This window comes from Streptomyces sp. NPDC048171 (genome assembly GCF_043202655.1).
GTDB lineage: Bacteria > Actinomycetota > Actinomycetes > Streptomycetales > Streptomycetaceae > Streptomyces.
Genome location: NZ_JBIDAU010000004.1, coordinates 160,312 through 178,383, shown reverse-complemented (window position 1 = coordinate 178,383; position 18,072 = coordinate 160,312). Strand labels below are relative to the sequence as shown.

General features: G+C 73.5%; 20 protein-coding genes and 1 pseudogene. 10 read left to right on the top strand and 11 right to left on the bottom strand.

The annotated features are described in order from the left end of the window. Positions 1–74: 74 nt before the first annotated feature. On the top strand, positions 75–2,132 hold the full coding sequence (locus ACGF3J_RS12620) for an ATP-binding domain-containing protein (RefSeq protein WP_161328853.1): 2,058 nt from the start codon (positions 75–77) through the stop codon (positions 2,130–2,132). Positions 2,133–2,229: 97 nt separating this feature from the next. On the opposite strand, the gene ACGF3J_RS12615 is transcribed toward ACGF3J_RS12620, so the two are convergent. The 3 genes from ACGF3J_RS12615 to ACGF3J_RS12605 all read right to left on the bottom strand — a co-directional run bounded on the left by ACGF3J_RS12615 (position 2,230) and on the right by ACGF3J_RS12605 (position 4,360). Next, complete coding sequence (locus ACGF3J_RS12615) at positions 2,230–2,919, bottom strand: copper homeostasis protein CutC (protein WP_161328852.1); 690 nt, start codon at positions 2,917–2,919, stop codon at positions 2,230–2,232. Between the two features lie 76 nt (positions 2,920–2,995). Beyond that, the gene (locus ACGF3J_RS12610; protein WP_161328851.1) at positions 2,996–3,679 is read right to left on the bottom strand and encodes a maleylpyruvate isomerase family mycothiol-dependent enzyme; all 684 of its coding nucleotides are present in this window, start codon (positions 3,677–3,679) and stop codon (positions 2,996–2,998) included. A gap of 33 nt (positions 3,680–3,712) precedes the next feature. Then, on the bottom strand, positions 3,713–4,360 hold the full coding sequence (locus ACGF3J_RS12605; RefSeq protein ID WP_161328850.1) for a TetR/AcrR family transcriptional regulator: 648 nt from the start codon (positions 4,358–4,360) through the stop codon (positions 3,713–3,715). A gap of 110 nt (positions 4,361–4,470) precedes the next feature. Between ACGF3J_RS12605 and ACGF3J_RS12600 the strand changes: the two genes are divergently transcribed. Both ACGF3J_RS12600 and ACGF3J_RS12595 read left to right on the top strand, forming a co-directional pair. Continuing rightward, positions 4,471–5,133: a hypothetical protein gene (locus tag ACGF3J_RS12600; protein WP_161328849.1), complete on the top strand. Its 663-nt coding sequence runs from the start codon at positions 4,471–4,473 to the stop codon at positions 5,131–5,133. A 10-nt stretch (positions 5,134–5,143) separates the two neighbouring features. Beyond that, positions 5,144–6,220 carry a GNAT family N-acetyltransferase gene (locus ACGF3J_RS12595; protein WP_202558105.1) on the top strand — a complete coding sequence of 359 codons (1,077 nt, stop codon included), beginning with the start codon at positions 5,144–5,146 and terminating at the stop codon, positions 6,218–6,220. Here ACGF3J_RS12595 and ACGF3J_RS12590 read toward each other — a convergent pair. Together ACGF3J_RS12590 and ACGF3J_RS12585 are read right to left on the bottom strand one after the other, a co-directional pair. After that, the gene (locus ACGF3J_RS12590) at positions 6,202–6,501 is read right to left on the bottom strand and encodes a DUF4031 domain-containing protein (protein ID WP_161328848.1); all 300 of its coding nucleotides are present in this window, start codon (positions 6,499–6,501) and stop codon (positions 6,202–6,204) included. The genes ACGF3J_RS12595 and ACGF3J_RS12590 overlap by 19 nt on opposite strands. 10 nt (positions 6,502–6,511) lie before the next feature. Next, positions 6,512–6,892: a hypothetical protein gene (locus ACGF3J_RS12585; RefSeq protein ID WP_161328847.1), complete on the bottom strand. Its 381-nt coding sequence runs from the start codon at positions 6,890–6,892 to the stop codon at positions 6,512–6,514. Between the two features lie 55 nt (positions 6,893–6,947). Here ACGF3J_RS12585 and ACGF3J_RS12580 point away from each other — a divergent pair, with 55 nt between their 5' ends. From ACGF3J_RS12580 to ACGF3J_RS12565, 4 genes are all read left to right on the top strand, one after another. Beyond that, entirely contained in the window at positions 6,948–7,904 is a 957-nt protein-coding gene (locus tag ACGF3J_RS12580) for a MurR/RpiR family transcriptional regulator (protein WP_393854106.1), read from the top strand. Positions 7,905–8,006: 102 nt separating this feature from the next. Further along, positions 8,007–8,942, top strand: a complete 936-nt coding sequence (gene murQ / locus ACGF3J_RS12575; RefSeq protein WP_161328845.1) for an N-acetylmuramic acid 6-phosphate etherase — start codon at positions 8,007–8,009, stop codon at positions 8,940–8,942. 56 nt (positions 8,943–8,998) lie between these two features. Next, positions 8,999–9,568, top strand: coding sequence for a hypothetical protein (locus ACGF3J_RS12570; RefSeq protein WP_125494151.1), 570 nt, complete (start codon positions 8,999–9,001; stop codon positions 9,566–9,568). Between the two features lies 1 nt (position 9,569). Then, entirely contained in the window at positions 9,570–10,154 is a 585-nt protein-coding gene (locus ACGF3J_RS12565) for a TetR/AcrR family transcriptional regulator (RefSeq protein ID WP_161328844.1), read from the top strand. A gap of 9 nt (positions 10,155–10,163) precedes the next feature. Here ACGF3J_RS12565 and ACGF3J_RS12560 read toward each other — a convergent pair whose 3' ends face one another. After that, a complete protein-coding gene (locus tag ACGF3J_RS12560) occupies positions 10,164–10,916 on the bottom strand; it encodes an SDR family NAD(P)-dependent oxidoreductase (RefSeq protein ID WP_161328843.1) in 753 nt (250 codons plus the stop codon). Positions 10,917–11,011: 95 nt separating this feature from the next. Here ACGF3J_RS12560 and ACGF3J_RS12555 point away from each other — a divergent pair, with 95 nt between their 5' ends. Continuing rightward, entirely contained in the window at positions 11,012–11,641 is a 630-nt protein-coding gene (locus tag ACGF3J_RS12555; RefSeq protein ID WP_161328842.1) for a TetR/AcrR family transcriptional regulator, read from the top strand. Here ACGF3J_RS12555 and ACGF3J_RS12550 read toward each other — a convergent pair. After that, complete coding sequence (locus ACGF3J_RS12550; RefSeq protein WP_161328841.1) at positions 11,628–12,173, bottom strand: hypothetical protein; 546 nt, start codon at positions 12,171–12,173, stop codon at positions 11,628–11,630. The two genes, ACGF3J_RS12555 and ACGF3J_RS12550, sit on opposite strands and share 14 nt — an antisense overlap. A 128-nt stretch (positions 12,174–12,301) precedes the next feature. On the opposite strand from ACGF3J_RS12550, the pseudogene ACGF3J_RS12545 reads away from it, so the two are divergent. Together ACGF3J_RS12545 and ACGF3J_RS12540 are read left to right on the top strand one after the other, a co-directional pair. Beyond that, positions 12,302–12,532, top strand: a pseudogene (locus tag ACGF3J_RS12545) (Scr1 family TA system antitoxin-like transcriptional regulator); the annotation flags it as partial. Beyond that, complete coding sequence (locus ACGF3J_RS12540; protein ID WP_161328857.1) at positions 12,489–12,611, top strand: DUF397 domain-containing protein; 123 nt, start codon at positions 12,489–12,491, stop codon at positions 12,609–12,611. The pseudogene ACGF3J_RS12545 and the gene ACGF3J_RS12540, both read left to right, overlap by 44 nt. A gap of 15 nt (positions 12,612–12,626) precedes the next feature. Here ACGF3J_RS12540 and ACGF3J_RS12535 read toward each other — a convergent pair whose 3' ends face one another. From ACGF3J_RS12535 to groL, 4 genes are all read right to left on the bottom strand, one after another. Continuing rightward, positions 12,627–13,379: a translation initiation factor IF-2 gene (locus tag ACGF3J_RS12535; RefSeq protein ID WP_346346110.1), complete on the bottom strand. Its 753-nt coding sequence runs from the start codon at positions 13,377–13,379 to the stop codon at positions 12,627–12,629. Continuing rightward, on the bottom strand, positions 13,376–14,911 hold the full coding sequence (locus ACGF3J_RS12530; protein WP_161328840.1) for a carboxylesterase/lipase family protein: 1,536 nt from the start codon (positions 14,909–14,911) through the stop codon (positions 13,376–13,378). The genes ACGF3J_RS12535 and ACGF3J_RS12530 overlap by 4 nt, the downstream gene beginning before the upstream one ends. Positions 14,912–14,954: 43 nt before the next feature. Then, the gene (locus tag ACGF3J_RS12525) at positions 14,955–16,085 is read right to left on the bottom strand and encodes an NADH:flavin oxidoreductase (protein WP_161328839.1); all 1,131 of its coding nucleotides are present in this window, start codon (positions 16,083–16,085) and stop codon (positions 14,955–14,957) included. A 218-nt stretch (positions 16,086–16,303) separates the two neighbouring features. Further along, positions 16,304–17,929, bottom strand: coding sequence for a chaperonin GroEL (gene groL / locus ACGF3J_RS12520; RefSeq protein WP_064728531.1), 1,626 nt, complete (start codon positions 17,927–17,929; stop codon positions 16,304–16,306). Between the last annotated feature and the right edge of the window lie 143 nt (positions 17,930–18,072).

Here is an 18,072-nt window from a genome sequence, read left to right as displayed (position 1 = left end):
GTCCGGTTGGAAACCGGTCGGCTTCCCGCGCGCGCCCGCGCCCACCGCACCGCAGGTCACCCGGAGGCACCGCCTTGTCCACGCCCGTCCACGACGACCCCGCGCCCGACCCCCTCTCCCGCGAACGCGCCCACCTGGCCGCCTCGCGCTCCGCCCTGCGCGCCATGCGCGAGGACGTGGAGTCCCTCGACATCTCCGACGTGACCGCGAACTGGGTCAACGCCGCGGTCCTGGAGAGCCAGATCGAGGACCGCATCAAGGCGCTGGCCGACCTCAGCGAGACCCCGCTGTTCTTCGGCCGGCTCGACTACCTGCACGCTCCCGGTGCCCAGCAGGCGGAGGGCGCGGAGGGCGAGCGCTTCTACGTGGGGCGCCGGCACGTGCACGACGCGGACGGCGACCCGATGGTGATCGACTGGCGGGCGCCGGTCTCTCAGCCGTTCTACCGGGCGTCGAAGAAGGACCCGCTGGACGTCTCGCTGCGCCGCCGCTTCGGCTACACCGGCGGGGACCTCACGGCGTACGAGGACGAGCACCTGTCCGACCCGGCCGAGGCGGCCACCACCAGCAAGCTGCTCCAGCAGGAGATCGAGCGGCCGCGCGTCGGGCCGATGCGGGACATCGTCGCGACGATCCAGCCCGAGCAGGACGAGATCGTGCGCGCAGGGCTGACCGGCTCGGTCTGCGTGCAGGGAGGCCCCGGCACCGGCAAGACCGCCGTCGGCCTGCACCGGGTCGCCTACCTCCTGTACGCCCACCGCGAGCGTCTGGCCCGCACCGGCACGCTGGTCATCGGGCCGAACAGGTCCTTCCTGCACTACATCGAGCAGGTGCTCCCGGCCCTCGGCGAGCTGACGGTCCGCCAGGCCACCGTCGAGGACCTGGTCGGCCACGTCGAGGTGCGCGGTGCGGACGAGGCGGCGACGGCGGTGGTCAAGGGGGACGCGCGGATGGCGGAGGTGCTGCGCCGGGCCCTCTACGCGCACGTCTCCCCGCCCGCCGAGGGGATCGTCGTGGTGCGCGGCTCACGGCGCTGGCGGGTGGCCGCGTACGAGCTGGAGGAGATCGTCCGCGAGCTGCTCGCCCGCGACATCCGCTACGGCGCCGCGCGCGAGGCGCTGCCGCAGCGCATCGCGCACCTCGTGCTGGTGCAGATGGAGCGGGCGGGCGAGGCGCCGGACGACCGGGTGCAGAACGCGGTGGCGCGCAACTCCGCCGTGAAGGCCGCGGTGAAGGCGGTCTGGCCGCCGGTCGACCCGGCCAAGCTGGTCCTGCGTCTCCTCTCCGACGCGGACTTCCTCGCCGAGCACGCCACGGGGGTCCTCTCCGCGGACGAGCAGAAGGCGGTGCTGTGGGTGAAGCCGGCCCGCTCGGTGAAGTCCGCCAGGTGGTCGCCCGCGGACGCCGTGCTGATCGACGAGGCGACCGACCTGGTCGAGCGCACCCACTCGCTCGGGCACGTGGTCCTCGACGAGGCGCAGGACCTCTCCCCGATGCAGTACCGCGCGGTGGGCCGGCGCTGCACCACCGGCTCGGCGACCGTCCTCGGCGACCTGGCGCAGGGCACCACGCCGTGGGCGACGCGGAGCTGGGCCGAGGCGCTGGGGCACCTGGGCAAGGGCGAGGCCGTGGTGGAGGAGCTGACGGCCGGTTTCCGCGTGCCGACGGACGTCATCGCGTACGCCTCCCGGCTGCTGCCGCACATCGCGCCGAGCCTGACGCCGGTCGCGTCGATCCGCGAGAACCCGGGCTTCTTCGACATCCGTACGACGCCCGCGGGGACGGCCGGAGCGCTGGCGGCCTGCGGTGAGCTGCTCTCCCGCGAGGGCTCCGTCGGCCTGATCGCGGCGGACGCGCGGGTGCCGGAGCTGGCGGCGGCGCTCGACGCGGCGGGCATCGGGTACGTCGGGCCGGGCGAGGAGACCACCCACGCCACGCGGCTGACCCTGGTGCCGGCCTCGCTGGCCAAGGGCCTGGAGTACGACTACGTGGTGCTGGACGAGCCGCGGGCGGTGGTGGACGGCGAGCCGGACGAGCGGACGGGGCTGCGGAGGCTGTACGTGGCGCTGACGCGTGCGGTGTCGGGGCTGATCGTGACGCATGCGACGGAGCTGCCGGCGCAGCTTGGTTAGCGTGCCCGGGGGTGGGTGACGCGGCCCGGCGCTTGCCGGGGCCGCTGCGCCCACCCGTGCCGCCCCAGCGGCACGACTGCCCGCAGCTGGGGGGGGATTAGTCTCCCAACACCCGGCGCCACTCCCGAACCGCGTCCGCCGACACCGGCCCCGCCCACCCGGAGGGCCGCGCCGCGCCGCCGATGTGGAACGCGTCGATCCCCGCCGCAAGGAGCCCCGGAACGTGCTCGAGGCGCAGGCCGCCGCCGACGAGGAGCTGCTGCTCGTAGCCCGGCTCGCCCCGCCGCCGCGCCTCGGCGAGCAGGACGGTCATGCCCTCGTCCACGCCGCCGGCCGCGCCGGCCGTGAGGTAGGTGTCAAGGCCCGAGAAGTCCCCGAGCTGCTTGCGCAGGGCGTCGCGGTTCGCGGCGCGGTCGATCGCCCGGTGGAAGGTCCACCGGCACCCGTGCAGCACGCCCGCGATCCGCTCCACCGCGTGGAGGTCCACGTCCCCGTCCGGGTCGAGGAACCCGAGCACGAACTCCGTCGCCCCGGCCTCCCGCATCCGCCCGGCGAGCCGCGTCAGCCGTTCGACGTCCCCGGCGGCGAATCCGTCCGCGAGGCGCAGCATCACCCGCAGGTCGATGTCGACGGCGGCACGGATCGCGGCGACGGTCTCGGCCGACGGGGTGAGTCCGTCGGCCGCCATGTCGGTGACCAGTTCGAGGCGATCCGCGCCTCCGGCCTGGGCGGCGACCGCGTCCTCGACGTCGAGGGCGATCACCTCCAGGACTGCACGCTTGCTCATGGGACCCCATTCGTCGGCCTGCTACAGGTCTAGTCCAATCCAAGACTACGCCCAGACGGCAGGCCGGGGCGCCCCCTCAGTCACCGAAGAGATTCAGCTCCGCCGCTTCCACCCCGGCCAGCTCGTATCCGGCCGCGTCGCCCGGCAGCCGGCCCGCGTACAGCCGTACGAGGGTGGCGGCGTCGCCGATGAACCGGCCCGGGGGCCGCTCACCGCTCACCGCGCCGAGCTTCAGGGGCTCGTCCACGTCGTCGAGGTCGGCGTGGAGCGGCACGTGGCCGCGGTCGCGGGTGAGGGTGGCGAGCAGCGCGAGGGCGGCGGGCAGGCCGGGCCCGGCGTACGCGCCCGGCTCGCCCAGGGCCGTGCGCACGTCACCCGCGTGCACCCACTCCCCCAGCGCGATCCCGTCCAGCTTGCCGCCCGCGCCGCCGATCACCGGACCGGCCTCGGTCATGCCGCGCTCCAGCTCGTCCACGACACGGGCGTTGCTCCAGTCCGCGCGTTCGGCGATGTCGCGGTCGTTGGACTCGGGGGAGAAGACGCCGTCCTCGAAGCGGCCTTCCACCACCCGGACGAGCGCGCTGGAGCAGTGCGCCAGCACGTCGCGCACGGTCCAGCGCGGACACGCGGCCACGGGCAGTGCGAAGTCCGCGTCCGCGCGCGCCCGCAGCAGGGGCACCAGTGCGTCCCGCTCGATGGTCAGCAGCCGCCCGGGCAGCTCGGGGTCGCGTACGTCGTTCACGTCGGCAGGAGTCGTCATGGGCCCCACGTTAGGGCCGGGCGGGGCTCGCGGTCAGCGTCCCGACAGGTCGTCGACCTCGGCGGCGAAGAGCAGGGCGGGGTCGAAGCCCATGCCGGTGAAGTGTCCGGCGAGTTCGAGCGAGAGGGCGCCGTGCACGCGGGTCCAGAAGGCGAGGGCGCGGTGCAGGGCCGCGGCGGGGGCCGGATGGCCGCCCGCCCACTGCCGGTGGCCGTCGACGTGCGTGTCGAAGTCGGTGGCGGGGCCGTCCGACGGCAGTGCGGCGCAGGCGTCGAGGATGACCGCCATGGTCTCGGCGGCGATCCCGGTGATGTCGTCGGGGGCGTGGTAGCCGGGGACGGGGGTGCCGAAGACGAGGAAGTAGCGCTGGGGGTCGGCGAGGGCCCAGGTGCGCAGGGTGTGCGCCAGTCCGGCGAGGTCGGCGCCGGAGCCGGCGGCCGCCTTGAAGTCGTCGGCGAGGCTGCGGTAGGCGTCCCGGACCAGTTCGGTGATCAGCTCGTCGCGCCCGGCGAAGTACCGGTAGAGCGCGGGCCCGCTCATGCCCATCCGCTTGGCGATCGCGTTCAGCGAGAGCGCGGAGGCGCCCGCCGTGGCGATCTGCTCCCACGCGTGTTCCTTGATCTCCGCGCGCACCTGGGTGCGGTAGCGCTCGCGCGGGGTCCCGGTGCGCGCCTCGGGCATGGTCCGCCGCCTCTCCGCTGCGACGTCGCTTCAACGTCACTTCAACGCCGCTTCATCGTCAAGATTGAGTTAGAGGTTATCACCAGAGCTACCGCTGGAAGAATGGGCACATGGCCGACCTCGACGCCCTGCGCTCCCGCTTCGCCCGTGCCCTGGAGGAAGCCGCCGCCCCCGGTTCCGCCCCCGACCCGGCGCCGTACGCCGACCGTCTGCTCGCCCGCTGGCAGGAGCCGCACCGGCGGTACCACACGCTCGCGCACCTGACCGCCGTACTGGACCACGTCGACGTACTGGCCGAGCACGCCGACGACTTGGCCGCCGTCCGGCTCGCGGCCTGGTTCCACGACGCGGTCTACCTCCCCGAGCGCTCCGAGAACGAGGAGCGCTCGGCCCGGCTCGCCGAGCGCGCCCTGGCCGAGGCCGGGGTCCCGGCGGAGCGCACCGCCGAAGTGGCCCGGCTGGTCCGCCTCACCGTCACGCACGCCCCCGCCGGCGACGACCGCGACGGACAGGTGCTGTGCGACGCGGACCTGGCGGTGCTCGCCTCGCCGCCGTCGGTGTACGCGGCCTACACGGTCGCCGTGCGCGAGGAGTACCACTTCGTGCCGAACGACGCCTTCCGCGAGGGCCGAGCCGCGGTCCTGCGGCAGCTGCTCGGCCTGCCCCGGCTGTTCCACACCCCGCACGGCCGCCGGGAGTGGGAGACGACCGCCCGCCACAACATCACCGGCGAGCTGGAAATGCTGTCGCTCGGGGACGCCCCGGACGCTTAGCCTGCCCGGCATGCGGACCATGGGTGGGGAACAGGTGGAGGAAGCCGTCGCGAGCGCCGTCGCGCTGCTGCGGACGGCGGTCGACCGGGACTGGGAGACGGCGCGGGCGGGCCGGCTGGAGTGGAGCTGCCGGTACACGGCGGAGCACGTCGCGGGCGATCTCATCGCCTACGCGGGGCAGTTGGCCGGACGCGCCACCGACGCGTACGTCCCCTTCGAGATCACCTACGACGAGGGCACCGACAACGAGGGCGTGCTCCATGTGATCGAGACGACCTGCGCGCTGCTCGCCGCGACCCTGCGCACCACCCCGCGCGAGGTCCGCGCCTTCCACCCGTACCCGTACCGCAGCGCGAACCGCGAGGGCTTCGCCTCGATGGGGATCGCCGAGGTGTTCCTGCACACCCACGACATCGCCGAAGGGCTCGGACTGGCCTACGAGCCGCCGGCCCGGCTGTGCGCGGACGTCCTCGCCCGGCTCTTCCCGCACGTCCAGCCCGGCACCGACCCCTGGCGCACCCTGCTGTGGGCCACCGGCCGCGGCGACCTGCCCGGACGTGCCCCGGTCACCGAGTGGCGCTGGCGCAACAACCTGGTGATCCCGGCCGAACGGCTCACCCTCCAGGGCGTCACCCCGGCCGCCGCCACCGACCTCGCCGCGGGCGGCGACGGCGGGTTCGAGTGGGCCGGCACCGGACCCTTCCAGGGCACCCGGGACGCCGCCGGAATGCTGCTCAAGGCGTACGAGGCGGGCGCGCACCGGCCGGAGTGGGGTGTCTTCGTGCTGGTGCGCACGGAGGACGGGTGCGCGGTGGGCGGTATGGGGTTCCACGGGCCGCCGGACGAGGACGGGCGGGTGGAGGTCGGCTACGACCTCGTCGAGGCGGCCCGCGGCCACGGCTACGCCACCGAGGCGCTGCGCGCGCTGTCCGCTTGGGCGCTGGCGCGGGACGAGGTGACGGCGGTGTTCGCGACGACCGAGCCCGCCAACGTCGCCTCCCAGGCAGTGATCACCCGCGCCGGCTTCACCCGGGTCGCAGGCGACGAGGGCGACGAGGGGCAACTCGCCTACGAGCTGCGCGGCTGAGCCCCGGCGCCGGAGCCGGTCCCCGAGCCCTTGCGGCGCCGCAGCCCCGCCCCGTGCAGCAGTCGCACCACCTCGCGGCTGCTGACCTCCAGCGCCCCGGCGGACACCGCGTCGGCGTACCGCTGGGCGGGGACGTCGTAGTGGTCGCGTTCGAAGGCGCGGCGCGGCACGCCCAGCGTCGCGGCGAACTCGTGCAGTTCGGCGTAGGAGACGTCGCTGACCAGGTGCGACCACATGCGGCCGTGGCCCGGCCAGGTCGGCGGGTCGATGTAGACGGTCACCGGTACGTCCTCACTGCGCCGAGCCGCCGGTGGCGCCGCCCAGCGAACCGACCGCGGCGACCTTCACGCCCGCCTTGCCGCACACCCAGTGCGGGTCGGGACCCAGTTCCGGCTCGACGTCCAGTGCGTGCGGGTCGCCGGAGCCGCAGACCGGGCAGAGCGGCCAGCGGCCGTACCGCTCCAGCAGGGCGTCCTGCACGTCCTGCGCGACCAGCCCGGCCACGAACTCCGCGCCCTCGGGCCACTGCTCGACCCACCAGCGCCGCTGCACGACGGACTCCTCGACCAGCGACACGACGTCCGGCTCGGCGACCTCGCCCGCCACGAGATCGGCGAGTACGAGGGCGCGCGCGGCGTGCAGCACCTGCTCCAGGGGGCTGATGGGGTCCATGCACCCATTGTGCGCACTCTTGACCCGCGGACCGAAACGAAAATATCTTTCATGAGTGACCGATGAAGTGAAGGAAACTTTCGCGAACGCCTCCGGGGGCCGCCGCGCCACCGGCGGCGGGACCGCGCCGCCCGCGCCCGCCGCCCTCGCGGCCAAGGTGCGCACCCTGGCGCCGTCGATGACCCGCTCCATGCAGCGGGTCGCCGAGGCCGTCGCCGGCGACCCGGCCGGCTGCGCCGCCCTCACGGTCACCGGTCTCGCCGAGCTGACCGGCACCAGCGAGGCCACCGTCGTCCGCACCGCCCGGCTGCTCGGCTACCCCGGCTACCGCGACCTGCGCCTCGCGCTGGCCGGGCTCGCCGCCCAGCAGCAGTCCGGCCGCGCGCCCGCCATCACGACGGACATCGCGGTGGACGACCCGATCGCCGACGTCGTCGCCAAGCTGGCCTACGACGAACAGCAGACCCTCGCCGACACCGCCGCCGGGCTGGACACCGGCCAGCTCGGCGCGGCCGTCGCCGCGCTGGCGGCCGCCCGCCGCACCGACGTGTACGGCATCGGCGCCTCCGGCCTGGTCGCCCAGGATCTCACCCAGAAACTCCTGCGCATAGGGCTGATAGCCCACGCCCACAACGACCCGCACCTCGCCGTGACCAACGCGGTGCAGCTGCGCACCGGGGACGTCGCCCTCGCGATCACCCACTCCGGGTCGACCGGGGACGTCATCGAACCGCTGCGGGCCGCCTTCGAACGCGGCGCGACGACCGTCGCCATCACCGGCCGTCCCGACAGCCCCGTCACGCAGTACGCCGACCACGTGCTGACCACGTCGACGTCGCGGGAGAGCGAGCTGCGGCCGGCGGCGATGTCCTCCCGGACGAGTCAGCTGCTGGTGGTGGACTGTCTGTTCGTGGGGGTGGCGCAGCGGACGTACGACTCGGCGGCGCCGGCTTTGGCGGCGTCCTATGAAGCGCTGGCCCATCGGCACGGGGCGCTCCGCGGGAGACCGTAGGGGCAATCGCCGTTCGCGGCCGCGCGTCGTTGTGGCTGGTCGCGCAGTTCCCCGCGCCCCTGGGGCAATACAGAGACCGACGTTGGAAAGAGCCGTTTCCTGATGACTGCAACCCCCCATCACCCCGATCTCCGTTCTCAGTTGGAGACCCTCGCCACCGAGGCGTTCCGGCCCGAGCTGGCCGAGATCGATCGGCTGCCCACGCTCGACATCGCGCGGACGATGAACGGCGAGGACGCCACCGTCGCCGCCGCCGTGGCCGCGCGGCTGCCGGAGATCGCCGGTGCGATCGACGCCGTGGCCGCCCGGATGGCGCGCGGCGGGCGGCTGATCTACGCGGGCGCCGGGACCGCCGGACGGCTCGGGGTGCTGGACGCCTCGGAGTGCCCGCCCACCTTCAACACCGCCCCGGGACAGGTCGTCGGCCTGATCGCGGGCGGCCCGGACGCCATGGTCACCTCCGTCGAGGGCGCCGAGGACTCGCCCGAGCTGGCCCGTGCCGACCTGGAGGCCCTCGGGCTCACCGCCGACGACGCGGTGGTCGGCGTCTCCGCCTCCGGCCGCACCCCGTACGCCGTCGGCGCCGTCGAGCACGCCCGCGCGGTGGGCGCCCTGACCGTGGGGCTGGCCTGCAACGAGGGCAGCGCCCTGGCCGCCGCCGCCGAGCACGGCATCGAGGTCGTCACCGGACCCGAGCTGATCACCGGGTCGACCCGCCTGAAGGCCGGCACGGCGCAGAAGCTCGTCCTCAACATGCTGTCGACGATCACCATGGTCCGGCTCGGCAAGACGTACGGGAACCTGATGGTGGACGTGCGCGCGTCCAACGAGAAGCTGCGCGCCCGCTCACGCCGGATCGTCGCGCTCGCCACCGGCGCCGCCGACGCCGACATCGAGCGCGCGCTGACCGCCACCGACGGCGAGGTCAAGCACGCGATCCTGGTCCTCCTCGCCGACGTGGACGGCCCGACCGCGGCCCGCCTCCTGGCGGACTCCGACGGCCACCTGCGGGCAGCGCTGACGGCGGCGAACGGCTGACCGACGCCGGGGCCTGCGGTCCGGGACCGTCGGCGGCGTGTGCGATTCTGAAGGACATGAACCACGCCCAGCTGACCGCCCTGGGCCGCGCCCTGCGCCTCCTCGGTGAGCACGGCGAGGCCCTGACCGGTGACACCCCGGACGCCAAGCTGCACGAGGTCCGCGCGGACGTGAAGCGCGCGCTGGACCTGCTGGAGGAGAGCGTCGCGACGGCGGCCCCCAGCACCCGCTGCCCGGAGCATCCGACGGGACCCGTCGACGAGGCCGCCCCCGACCGCTGCCTGCTGTGCGAGACCCGCCGCCGCAGCGCCCGCCGCGCCGAGTACAACGGCGGCCCCCTCCCGGCCCGGCCCACCGAGCCGGTCCAGTCCCGCTACGGGGTGCGGGGCGACCGTCCGCAGCCCCAGCAGCGCTGGCTGCCCGAGCTGTGGAACGGGCAGGCGTGGCAGCTGTGCGGCACCCCGCGCCGCGACCGCCGCGAGGCCGAGCTGTACATCGCGGCCCAACTGCGCGCCCCGCGCGCGGCCATGGCGTACCGGCTCGTCCACGAGTTCACGGACTACGAGGTGCTGCGGGTGTGGGGCACGCCGGTGCGGGTCGACATCGAACCGATGGGCGGCCTCTGAGGTGGTCAGACGGAACGACCTGCGGCGCGCCGCCCTCGTCGACGCCGCCATCGAGGTACTGGCCGCGCAGGGCGCTCGGGGCCTGACCTTCCGGGCGGTGGACAGCGAGGCCGCCGTCCCGGCCGGCACCGCGTCCAACTACTTCGCCAACCGGGACGACCTGCTCACCCAGACCGGCGCCCGCGTCTACGAGCGTCTCCACCCGGACGAGGAGACGATCGCCCGCCAGCGCGCGGCCGGGAACGACCGTGACACCTACGTCCGGCTGATGCGCGAACTCGTCGACCGCATCTCCTCCTTCCGCTCCGGCTACCTCGCGCTGCTCGAACTGCGCCTCGAAGCCACCCGGCGCCCCGGCCTGCGCGCGGTCCTGACCGAGCGCATCCGCGAGGACGTCGCCGCCAACGTCGCGTACCACGAGTGCTCCGGCCTTCCCGGCGACGCCATGGCCGTCAAGCTGCTCTACCTCGCCCTGAACTGGCTGATCGTCGAACAGCTCACCCTCCCGGACGTGTTCACCGAGGAGGAGCGCGACCGGCTGGTGACGGCGGCGGTCGAACGGATCGTGGTGCCGGACCGGGACTGACCCGCCGGCTCAGAGCTGGTTCTCGCCGCCGTCCACGTGCCAGTTGACGCCGAGTACGAAGCTGCTGCGCGCGGAGGCGAGGAAGGCGACCACCTCGGCGACCTCCTCGGGGCGCCCCACCCGGCCGAGGGGGACCCCCGCGGCGAACCGCGCCTTGGTCGCCTCCGGGTCCGGGGTGCCGGCGGCCACGGCATCGGCCGCGGGGGTCGCGATGGTGCCCGGGGAGACGGCGTTGACCCGCACGCCCCGCCCCTTCAGCTCGTTCGCCCAGGTCCGGACGTACGAACGGACCGCCGCCTTGGTCGCCGCGTAGGTGCCGAACGCCTCGACCCCGTCGTCGGCGCGGACCGAGGTGTTGACGACGACGGACGCGCCGTCGTTGAGCAGCGGCAGCGCCTTCTGCACGGTGAAGACGGTGCCGCGCACATTGACCCCGAAGATCTGGTCGTAGTGCTCCTCGGTGGTCTCCTCCAGGGTCGCGAAGGCGCCGGACCCCGCGTTCGCGAAGAGCACGTCGAGCCCCCGGCCACGGGCGCGCACCGCTTCGTAGAGCCGGTCCAGGTCGGCCTGGTCGGCGATGTCCCCCACCACCGCGGTCGCCCGCTCCGCGCCGATCGTCTCCACGGCGGCGTCCAGCTCGGCCTTCCGCCGCCCGGTAATGAACACGTGCGCCCCGTCCGCCGCCAGCCGCACGGCGGTGGCCAGACCGATCCCGCTGCTGCCGCCGGTGATCACCGCGGTCTTGCCGTCGAACTGCCCCATGGGAATGACCTCCGTCAATTTAAGTACCGATCGGTACTGAACAGCGACCGTAGCACTTCAAAACCGATCGGTACAGAAGAGGTATGCTCGATGCCATGGATGCCACGGAGAGGGGCCGGAAGAAGGCGCCGGTCGGCCGGCCGCGGGGCTTCGACGCCGACGAGGCGCTGGAGCGCGCGATGCGGGTCTTCTGGGAGCACGGCTACGAGGGCGCCAGCCTCACCGACCTCACCGACGCCATGGGCATCACGCGCACCAGCATGTACGCGGCCTTCGGCAACAAGGAGACCCTGTTCCGCAAGGCCCTGGAGCGCTACGAGGAGGGCCCCGCCTCCTACCTGGCACGCGCCCTGGACGAGCCGACCGCCCGCGAGGTCGCCACCGCCTTCCTGAACGGCTCGGTGCGCACCACCACCAGCCCGGGCCGCCCGAGCGGCTGCCTCGGCGTCCAGGGTTCCCTCGCCGCCGGCGAGTCCGCCCGGGCCGCCCGCGACCTGCTCGCCGACTGGCGCAACGGGGGCGTCGACCGGCTCCGGGACCGGTTCCACCGCGCCGTCGACGAGGGCGACCTGCCCCCCGGCACCGACCCGGCCCTCCTCGCCCGCTACCTGATGACCGTCGCCAACGGCATCGCCGTCCAGGCGGCCGGCGGCGCCGCCCAGGACGACCTGCGGCAGGTGGCGGACATCGCCCTGCGGGGCTGGCCGCCACTCACGGGGAGCTGACGGCCGCCCAACCGGTGGCGGCCACCACCTCCCGGGCGATGTCGACGACAAGCCGCCCGTCCGTCGCCACGCGCACGGTGTCATCGGGAGCCCGCTGGTCCAGGAGCCGTGCCTTGCGGATACTTCCTTCCAACTCGTGCTCCAGTTCCGAGCCGCGTTCGCGGCCCACCAGCCGTTCGCGGGCGGTGGCGTCGGAGGCGGTGAGCAGGACTCGTGTGACGCGTACTCCACTCCCCAGGGCACGTTCGAACATGCCCGCCGCCTCCGGCAGCACGCTCAGGGTGTTCGTGTAGAGGAGGCGCCGGTATCCGCGCCGGGCGAAGTTGGCCCACACGGCGGTCAGGTTGGTCTCGGTGATCTCCGCGCGGTGCGGGTCTCCCTCCGGGGCGGGATGCACCTCCCCCATGAAGTCGCCGTCGATGATCGCGTGAGCGACGGCCGCGGAGCGCAGCAGCGCCGAGACCTCCCACCCCACCGTCGTCTTGCCGACACCGGCTCGTCCACCGATGAGCAACGCCTCTGCGTGATCCACCCGCGCAGCCTGCCAGCGGCCGGCCACTTGGGCGAGGCAATATCCAGCCCCGCGCGCTCTCGTGGTTCGTGCGTCGCAGCCGGGCCCGCATCACCTCGTCCGTCGCCGCCACCGTCACCGACCCGTGCGGGCAGGCGGCGGAGGCGGAGGCGACGGCCACGGAGATCAGGGAGTACGCCCCCTTGCTCGTCCCGGGCCTGCTGCAGACGTCCGCTTACACGCGAGCCGTCTGCCGCGCGTACCAGCCCACCGCGCCGGACGAGGTGATCGAGTCGCTGGGGTCGGCCCGAATGGAGCGGACGCGCCTGCTGGACGATCCAACAGAGCCGATGTTGTGGGTGGTTCTGGACGAAGCCGCCCAAGACCCCCGACGGACCAACCCTCCGCTTCCGAACCGCCGCCTGGACCGCCTTCATAGGCGCCCTCAAGGCGTCCTGACCCGGCGTCGGGCGTTCAGTGCGGCGGCGGAGCCGGGTGCAGGGCGTTGGACACCGTGCAGCCGGCCTCCCCGCGCATCCGCTGGATCCGGGGCGGCACCCACACCTCCCTCTCGCCGGGGCCCACGCGGGCGAGGAGGCAGTCCTGCGGGCCGAAACCGTCGCCCGGCACCAGCAGGAGTACGCCGACCCGTCCGTCCTCCGCCTTCACCTCGCTGCGGATCTCCGGGTCCATGTCCAGCGCGGCGATCACACGGCGTACCTCCGCCTCGTCCGCGCGGCCGCCCTCCGGCACCCGGGGCAGCTTCGCGCGCAGTTCCCGTTCGGGCAGCCGGGGCGGCTCGGGAGGCGGGCCGAAGACCAGGGGAAGGCTGTCCGGGCAGTCCACGTCACGGGGCTTCTCGCGCCACTCGGACCAGGGTGCCACGCGGACCGCGAAGCACCGCCGTACGGTGACCTCCTCGATGTCGAAGGTCGAGTTGAACGCCGTGCCGGACGTGCGGACGACCAGTTCGAGGCCGTCCCCGTCCTGGGACGAGGTGCCGTCGACCCGCATCACCTCCACCCCCTCCATACCGGCGGCCTCGCGCCCCGCCTCGTCGGCCGTGCGCGGACGCTGGCCGTAGAGCCGTTCGCCCACCGTCCTGGCCACCTCGCGGGCCTCGTCCGTCGCCCTCTCCTCGGAGGGCTCGGCCACCCCGCAGCCCGCGACGAGCAGCGCCAGGGGCGCGAGCAGCAGGAGCGGGCGCAGTGCGCGTCCGGCGCTCACACGCCCCGTCCCACGAGGGGCAGCGGCGTGAACTCGTGGCCCTCCCAGAGGCGTCGGGAGGTCTCCCCCGGGTAGGGCGCGACGACCGGCTCGGCGTCGAGGACCTGGACCAGGCGCCGCTCCGTGTCGTACGCAGGCCAGCCGGGGTCGCCGGTGCGGGCGAACGCCGTCCAGGAGGAGCGGAAACGGTCCGACAGGGCCAGCGCCTCCGGCGACGGTTCCGCGCCGTCGAAGAAGAGGATCCCCAGGTCGGCCCCGAAGGTGCCGAAGAGCAGCGGGACGTCCAGGGCGTGGCAGGCGCCGAGGGCGCCGTCGGCTGCCGGGGCGGGCCAGGTCAGCTCGTAGACGTGGGCGCGGCCCCCGCCCGCGAGATGCGCCTCGGCCAGGTGGAGGGAGGGCATGCCGAACAGCCAGTCCGTCTGGACGCGTTCGTAGAGGTCGTTCGCGGAGGCGTCGGGGAACGCCGCGCGGTAGGCCGCCTCGCCGCCCGGCGCGTACAGGCGCAGGGCGGCGCGCGCCCGTTCCTCGCCGATCATGCCGAGCTTGCCCGCCATCATGGAGAACAGGCGGTTCTCGTCGCGGTTGTGACCGACGATCAGGTCGACGTCGCGGGAGGCGCCGGAGGCCAGTGCCCGCCAGGGCATGACCGGCAGGACCTCCCCGTCGACGACCGGGGCGTACGGGGTGACGGTGGGCGCGGCCCGTCCCCAGCGGTCGACGCGGCCGGGCATCTTCGGGGCGAGGGCCTGACCGGCCTTGACGAGCTGCTCGGGAGGGACGGTGCCCAGGTCGGCGACGGTGGGCCGCAGACCGGCCTCGGCGCCGAGGGCGGCGCCGAGGTCCCGGGCGAGCTCCGGCGAGAAGAAGGTGCCCGTCACGCTCTGGGCGATGGCCCGCCCGAAGAGTCCGGCGGCGCTCGGCATGGCGAGCAGCGCGGCCACGGATCCGGCGCCCGCGGACTCCCCGAAGACGGTGACCCGGCCCGGATCGCCGCCGAACGCGGTGATGTTGTCCCGCACCCACTCCAGCGCGGCCACCTGGTCGAGCAGACCCCGGTTGGCGGGGGCGCCCTCGATGTGGGCGAAACCCTCCATGCCGAGGCGGTAGTTGAGGGTGACGACGACGAGGTCGCCGTCGGCGGCGATGCGGCGGGCGTCGTAGCCGGGGCTTCCGGAGTGGCCGAGTTTGTAGGCGCCGCCGTGGATCCAGACCATCACCGGGCGGCGGGCGGCCGGATCGGGCTCCGGCGTCCAGACGTTGACCGTCAGCCAGTCGTCGCCCTGGGGAAGCGAAGCGGCCGGGCTCGCGATGCCGAGTTCCTGCGGGGGCGGCGGGCCGAAGGCGTACGCGTCGCGTGTGCCGTCCCAGGGGCGGGCGGGGCGCGGGGCGGCGAACCGGCCCTCGCCCACCGGGGGTTCGGCGAAGGGGATGCCGCGGAAGACGGTCAGCCCGTCCTCCGCGCGCCCGCGCACCGCACCGGCGGTCGTGCGCACCACGGGTTCCGCTGACTCCACGGGTCCAGGGATCGTCATTCCACGGACCCTACGCCGTGGTGCGCACCGCGGGCGGGGAGGGTCAGCTGAGGGTCTTCAGCGACGCCGCGTCGTAGGGGGCGAGGCTGTCGAAGCGTCCGGCGAGGACCTTCTCGGCCCACAGCGGGTCCTGGAGCAGCGCGCGGCCGACGGCGACGAGGTCGAACTCCTCGCGCTCCAGGCGGTCGAGGAGGTTGTCGAGGCTGCCGACGGGCGCGCCCTCGCCCAGGAACGCCTTGGTGAAGTCGCCGTCGAGGCCGACCGAGCCGACGGTGATGGTGGTCCTGCCGGTCAGCTTCTTGGTCCAGCCGGCGAGGTTGAGGTCGGAGCCGTCGAACTCGGGCAGCCAGTAGCGGCGGGTGGAGGCGTGGAAGGCGTCGACACCGGCCGAGGCGAGCGGGGCGAGGATCGCCTCCAGCTCCTCGGGGGTCTCGGCGAGGCGGGCGTCGTAGGCCTCCTGCTTCCACTGCGAGTAGCGGAAGATCACGGGGAACTCCGGCGAGACCTTCTCCCGCACGGCGGCCACGATCTCGGCGGCGAACTTCGTCCGGGCCACGGGGTCGCCGCCGTAGGCGTCGGTGCGGCGGTTGGTGCCGGACCACAGGAACTGGTCGACGAGGTAGCCGTGGGCGCCGTGGATCTCCACGCCGTCGAAGCCGATGCGCTCGGCGTCCGCGGCGGCCTGGGCGAAGGCGCCGATGACGTCGTCCAGGTCGCGCCGGGTCATGGCCGTGCCGGTGACCTCGTCCTCGCCGATGCGCAGCCCGGACGGGCCGACGGCGGGGGCGTCCGCGAAGGGCGGCTGGCCCGCCTTGCGCACCATGCCGATGTGCCACAGCTGGGGCATGATCGTGCCGCCCGCCGCGTGCACCGCCTCGGCGGCCTTCGCCCACCCGGCGAGCTGCTCCTCGCCGTGGAACCGCGGCACCCGGCTGCTCTGCCCGGCGGAGTCGTGGCCGACGTACGTCCCCTCGGTGACGATCAGGCCGACTCCGGCGGCGGCCCGGCGGGAGTAGTACGACACCACGTCCTCACCGGGGACACCGCCCGGGGAGAACATCCGGGTCATCGGCGCCATCGCGATGCGGTTCGGCACGGTGAGTCCGTTGATGGCGGCCGGGCGGGCGAGGAGCTGGGCGGCGCGGGAGGCGGCCTCGACGGGGGTGACGGTCACGTGGGGGCTCCTTGGCGGGGGGGGTACCGGGTGGTATGTGCGTGTGCATGGACACTCTCCCAACGTGAACCCCACATCCACCAGCCCTCATTCCGCCCACCGCATCCGCCGGGAGGTGATCCGGCCCACACCCCGGACAACGCCGAGGGCGGCACCCCCCGTTCGGGGAGTGCCGCCCTCGGTTCGTGCGGGACGCTCGATCAACCGGAACCGGTCGATCAGAAGTCCATGTCACCGCCCGGCATGCCGCCCGGAGCACCGGCCGCGGCGGCCTTCTCCGGCTTGTCGGCGATGACGGCCTCGGTGGTGAGGAACAGCGCGGCGATGGAGGCGGCGTTCTGCAGCGCGGAACGGGTCACCTTCGCCGGGTCGATGATGCCCTCGGCGATCATGTCGACGTACTCGCCGGAGGCGGCGTTCAGGCCGTGTCCGACCTGGAGGTTGCGCACCTTCTCGACGACGACGCCGCCCTCGAGACCACCGTTGACGGCGATCTGCTTCAGCGGGGCCTCCAGGGCGAGCTTCACGGCGTTGGCGCCGGTCGCCTCGTCACCCGTCAGCTCCAGCTTCTCGAAGACCTGGGAGGCCTGGAGCAGGGCCACGCCACCACCGGCGACGATGCCCTCCTCGACGGCCGCCTTCGCGTTGCGAACGGCGTCCTCGATGCGGTGCTTGCGCTCCTTGAGCTCGACCTCGGTGGCGGCACCGGCCTTGATGACGGCCACGCCGCCGGCCAGCTTCGCCAGGCGCTCCTGGAGCTTCTCGCGGTCGTAGTCCGAGTCGCTGTTCTCGATCTCGGCGCGGATCTGGTTGACGCGGCCGTTGACCTGGTCGGTCGAGCCGGCGCCGTCGACGATGGTGGTCTCGTCCTTGGTGATGACGACCTTGCGGGCGCGGCCCAGGAGGTCCAGGGACGCGTTCTCCAGCTTGAGGCCGACCTCCTCGGAGATGACCTCGCCGCCCGTGAGGATGGCGATGTCGCCGAGCATGGCCTTGCGGCGGTCGCCGAAGCCCGGGGCCTTGACGGCGACGGACTTGAAGGTGCCGCGGATCTTGTTGACCACCAGGGTCGACAGGGCCTCGCCCTCGACGTCCTCGGCGATGATCAGCAGCGGCTTGCCCGACTGCATGACCTTCTCCAGGAGCGGCAGCAGGTCCTTGACGTTGCCGATCTTGGAGTTGGCGATCAGGATGTACGGGTCGTCGAGCGACGCCTCCATACGCTCCATGTCGGTGGCGAAGTACGCCGAGATGTAGCCCTTGTCGAAGCGCATACCCTCGGTGAGCTCCAGCTCCAGACCGAAGGTCTGGGACTCCTCGACGGTGATGACGCCTTCCTTGCCGACCTTGTCCATGGCCTCGGCGATGAGCTCGCCGATCTGGGTGTCGGCGGCGGAGATGGAGGCCGTGGAGGCGATCTGCTCCTTGGTCTCGACGTCCTTCGCCTGCTCGAGCAGGGCGGCGGAGACGGCCTCGACGGCCTTCTCGATGCCGCGCTTCAGGGCCATCGGGTTGGCGCCGGCCGCGACGTTGCGCAGGCCTTCCTTGACCAGGGCCTGGGCGAGAACGGTCGCGGTGGTCGTACCGTCACCGGCGACGTCGTCCGTCTTCTTGGCGACTTCCTTGACCAGCTCGGCGCCGATCTTCTCGTACGGGTCCTCGAGCTCGATCTCCTTGGCGATGGAGACACCATCGTTGGTGATCGTGGGGGCGCCCCACTTCTTCTCGAGGACGACGTTGCGACCCTTGGGGCCGAGCGTCACCTTGACGGCGTCCGCGAGCTGGTTCATGCCGCGCTCGAGGCCGCGCCGTGCCTCCTCGTCGAACGCGATGATCTTGGCCATGTGAAGTGGTCCCTCCAGGACTGGGGGTGATTCCTTCGGACCGCGCCCGCGCCCGCGACGGACGGCTCGCCTGCCTCGTGGTTCCTTCCCCACCCGGCCTGCGGGCCTCACCGACCCGGTCCTTCGTTGTCACTCTCACCTTC

Bases quoted from the DNA above. Each gene is read 5' to 3' on its own strand.
- ACGF3J_RS12530 (WP_161328840.1), bottom strand. From the start codon at position 14,911: ATGACGATCCCTGGACCCGTGGAGTCAGCGGAACCCGTGGTGCGCACG.
- ACGF3J_RS12615 (WP_161328852.1), bottom strand. From the start codon at position 2,919: ATGAGCAAGCGTGCAGTCCTGGAGGTGATCGCCCTCGACGTCGAGGAC.
- ACGF3J_RS12585 (WP_161328847.1), bottom strand. From the start codon at position 6,892: ATGGACCCCATCAGCCCCCTGGAGCAGGTGCTGCACGCCGCGCGCGCC.
- ACGF3J_RS12600 (WP_161328849.1), top strand. From the start codon at position 4,471: ATGGCCGACCTCGACGCCCTGCGCTCCCGCTTCGCCCGTGCCCTGGAG.
- ACGF3J_RS12555 (WP_161328842.1), top strand. From the start codon at position 11,012: ATGGATGCCACGGAGAGGGGCCGGAAGAAGGCGCCGGTCGGCCGGCCG.
- groL (WP_064728531.1), bottom strand. From the start codon at position 17,929: ATGGCCAAGATCATCGCGTTCGACGAGGAGGCACGGCGCGGCCTCGAG.
- ACGF3J_RS12570 (WP_125494151.1), top strand. From the start codon at position 8,999: ATGAACCACGCCCAGCTGACCGCCCTGGGCCGCGCCCTGCGCCTCCTC.
- ACGF3J_RS12605 (WP_161328850.1), bottom strand. From the start codon at position 4,360: ATGCCCGAGGCGCGCACCGGGACCCCGCGCGAGCGCTACCGCACCCAG.
- ACGF3J_RS12595 (WP_202558105.1), top strand. From the start codon at position 5,144: ATGCGGACCATGGGTGGGGAACAGGTGGAGGAAGCCGTCGCGAGCGCC.
- ACGF3J_RS12560 (WP_161328843.1), bottom strand. From the start codon at position 10,916: ATGGGGCAGTTCGACGGCAAGACCGCGGTGATCACCGGCGGCAGCAGC.
- ACGF3J_RS12610 (WP_161328851.1), bottom strand. From the start codon at position 3,679: ATGACGACTCCTGCCGACGTGAACGACGTACGCGACCCCGAGCTGCCC.
- murQ (WP_161328845.1), top strand. From the start codon at position 8,007: ATGACTGCAACCCCCCATCACCCCGATCTCCGTTCTCAGTTGGAGACC.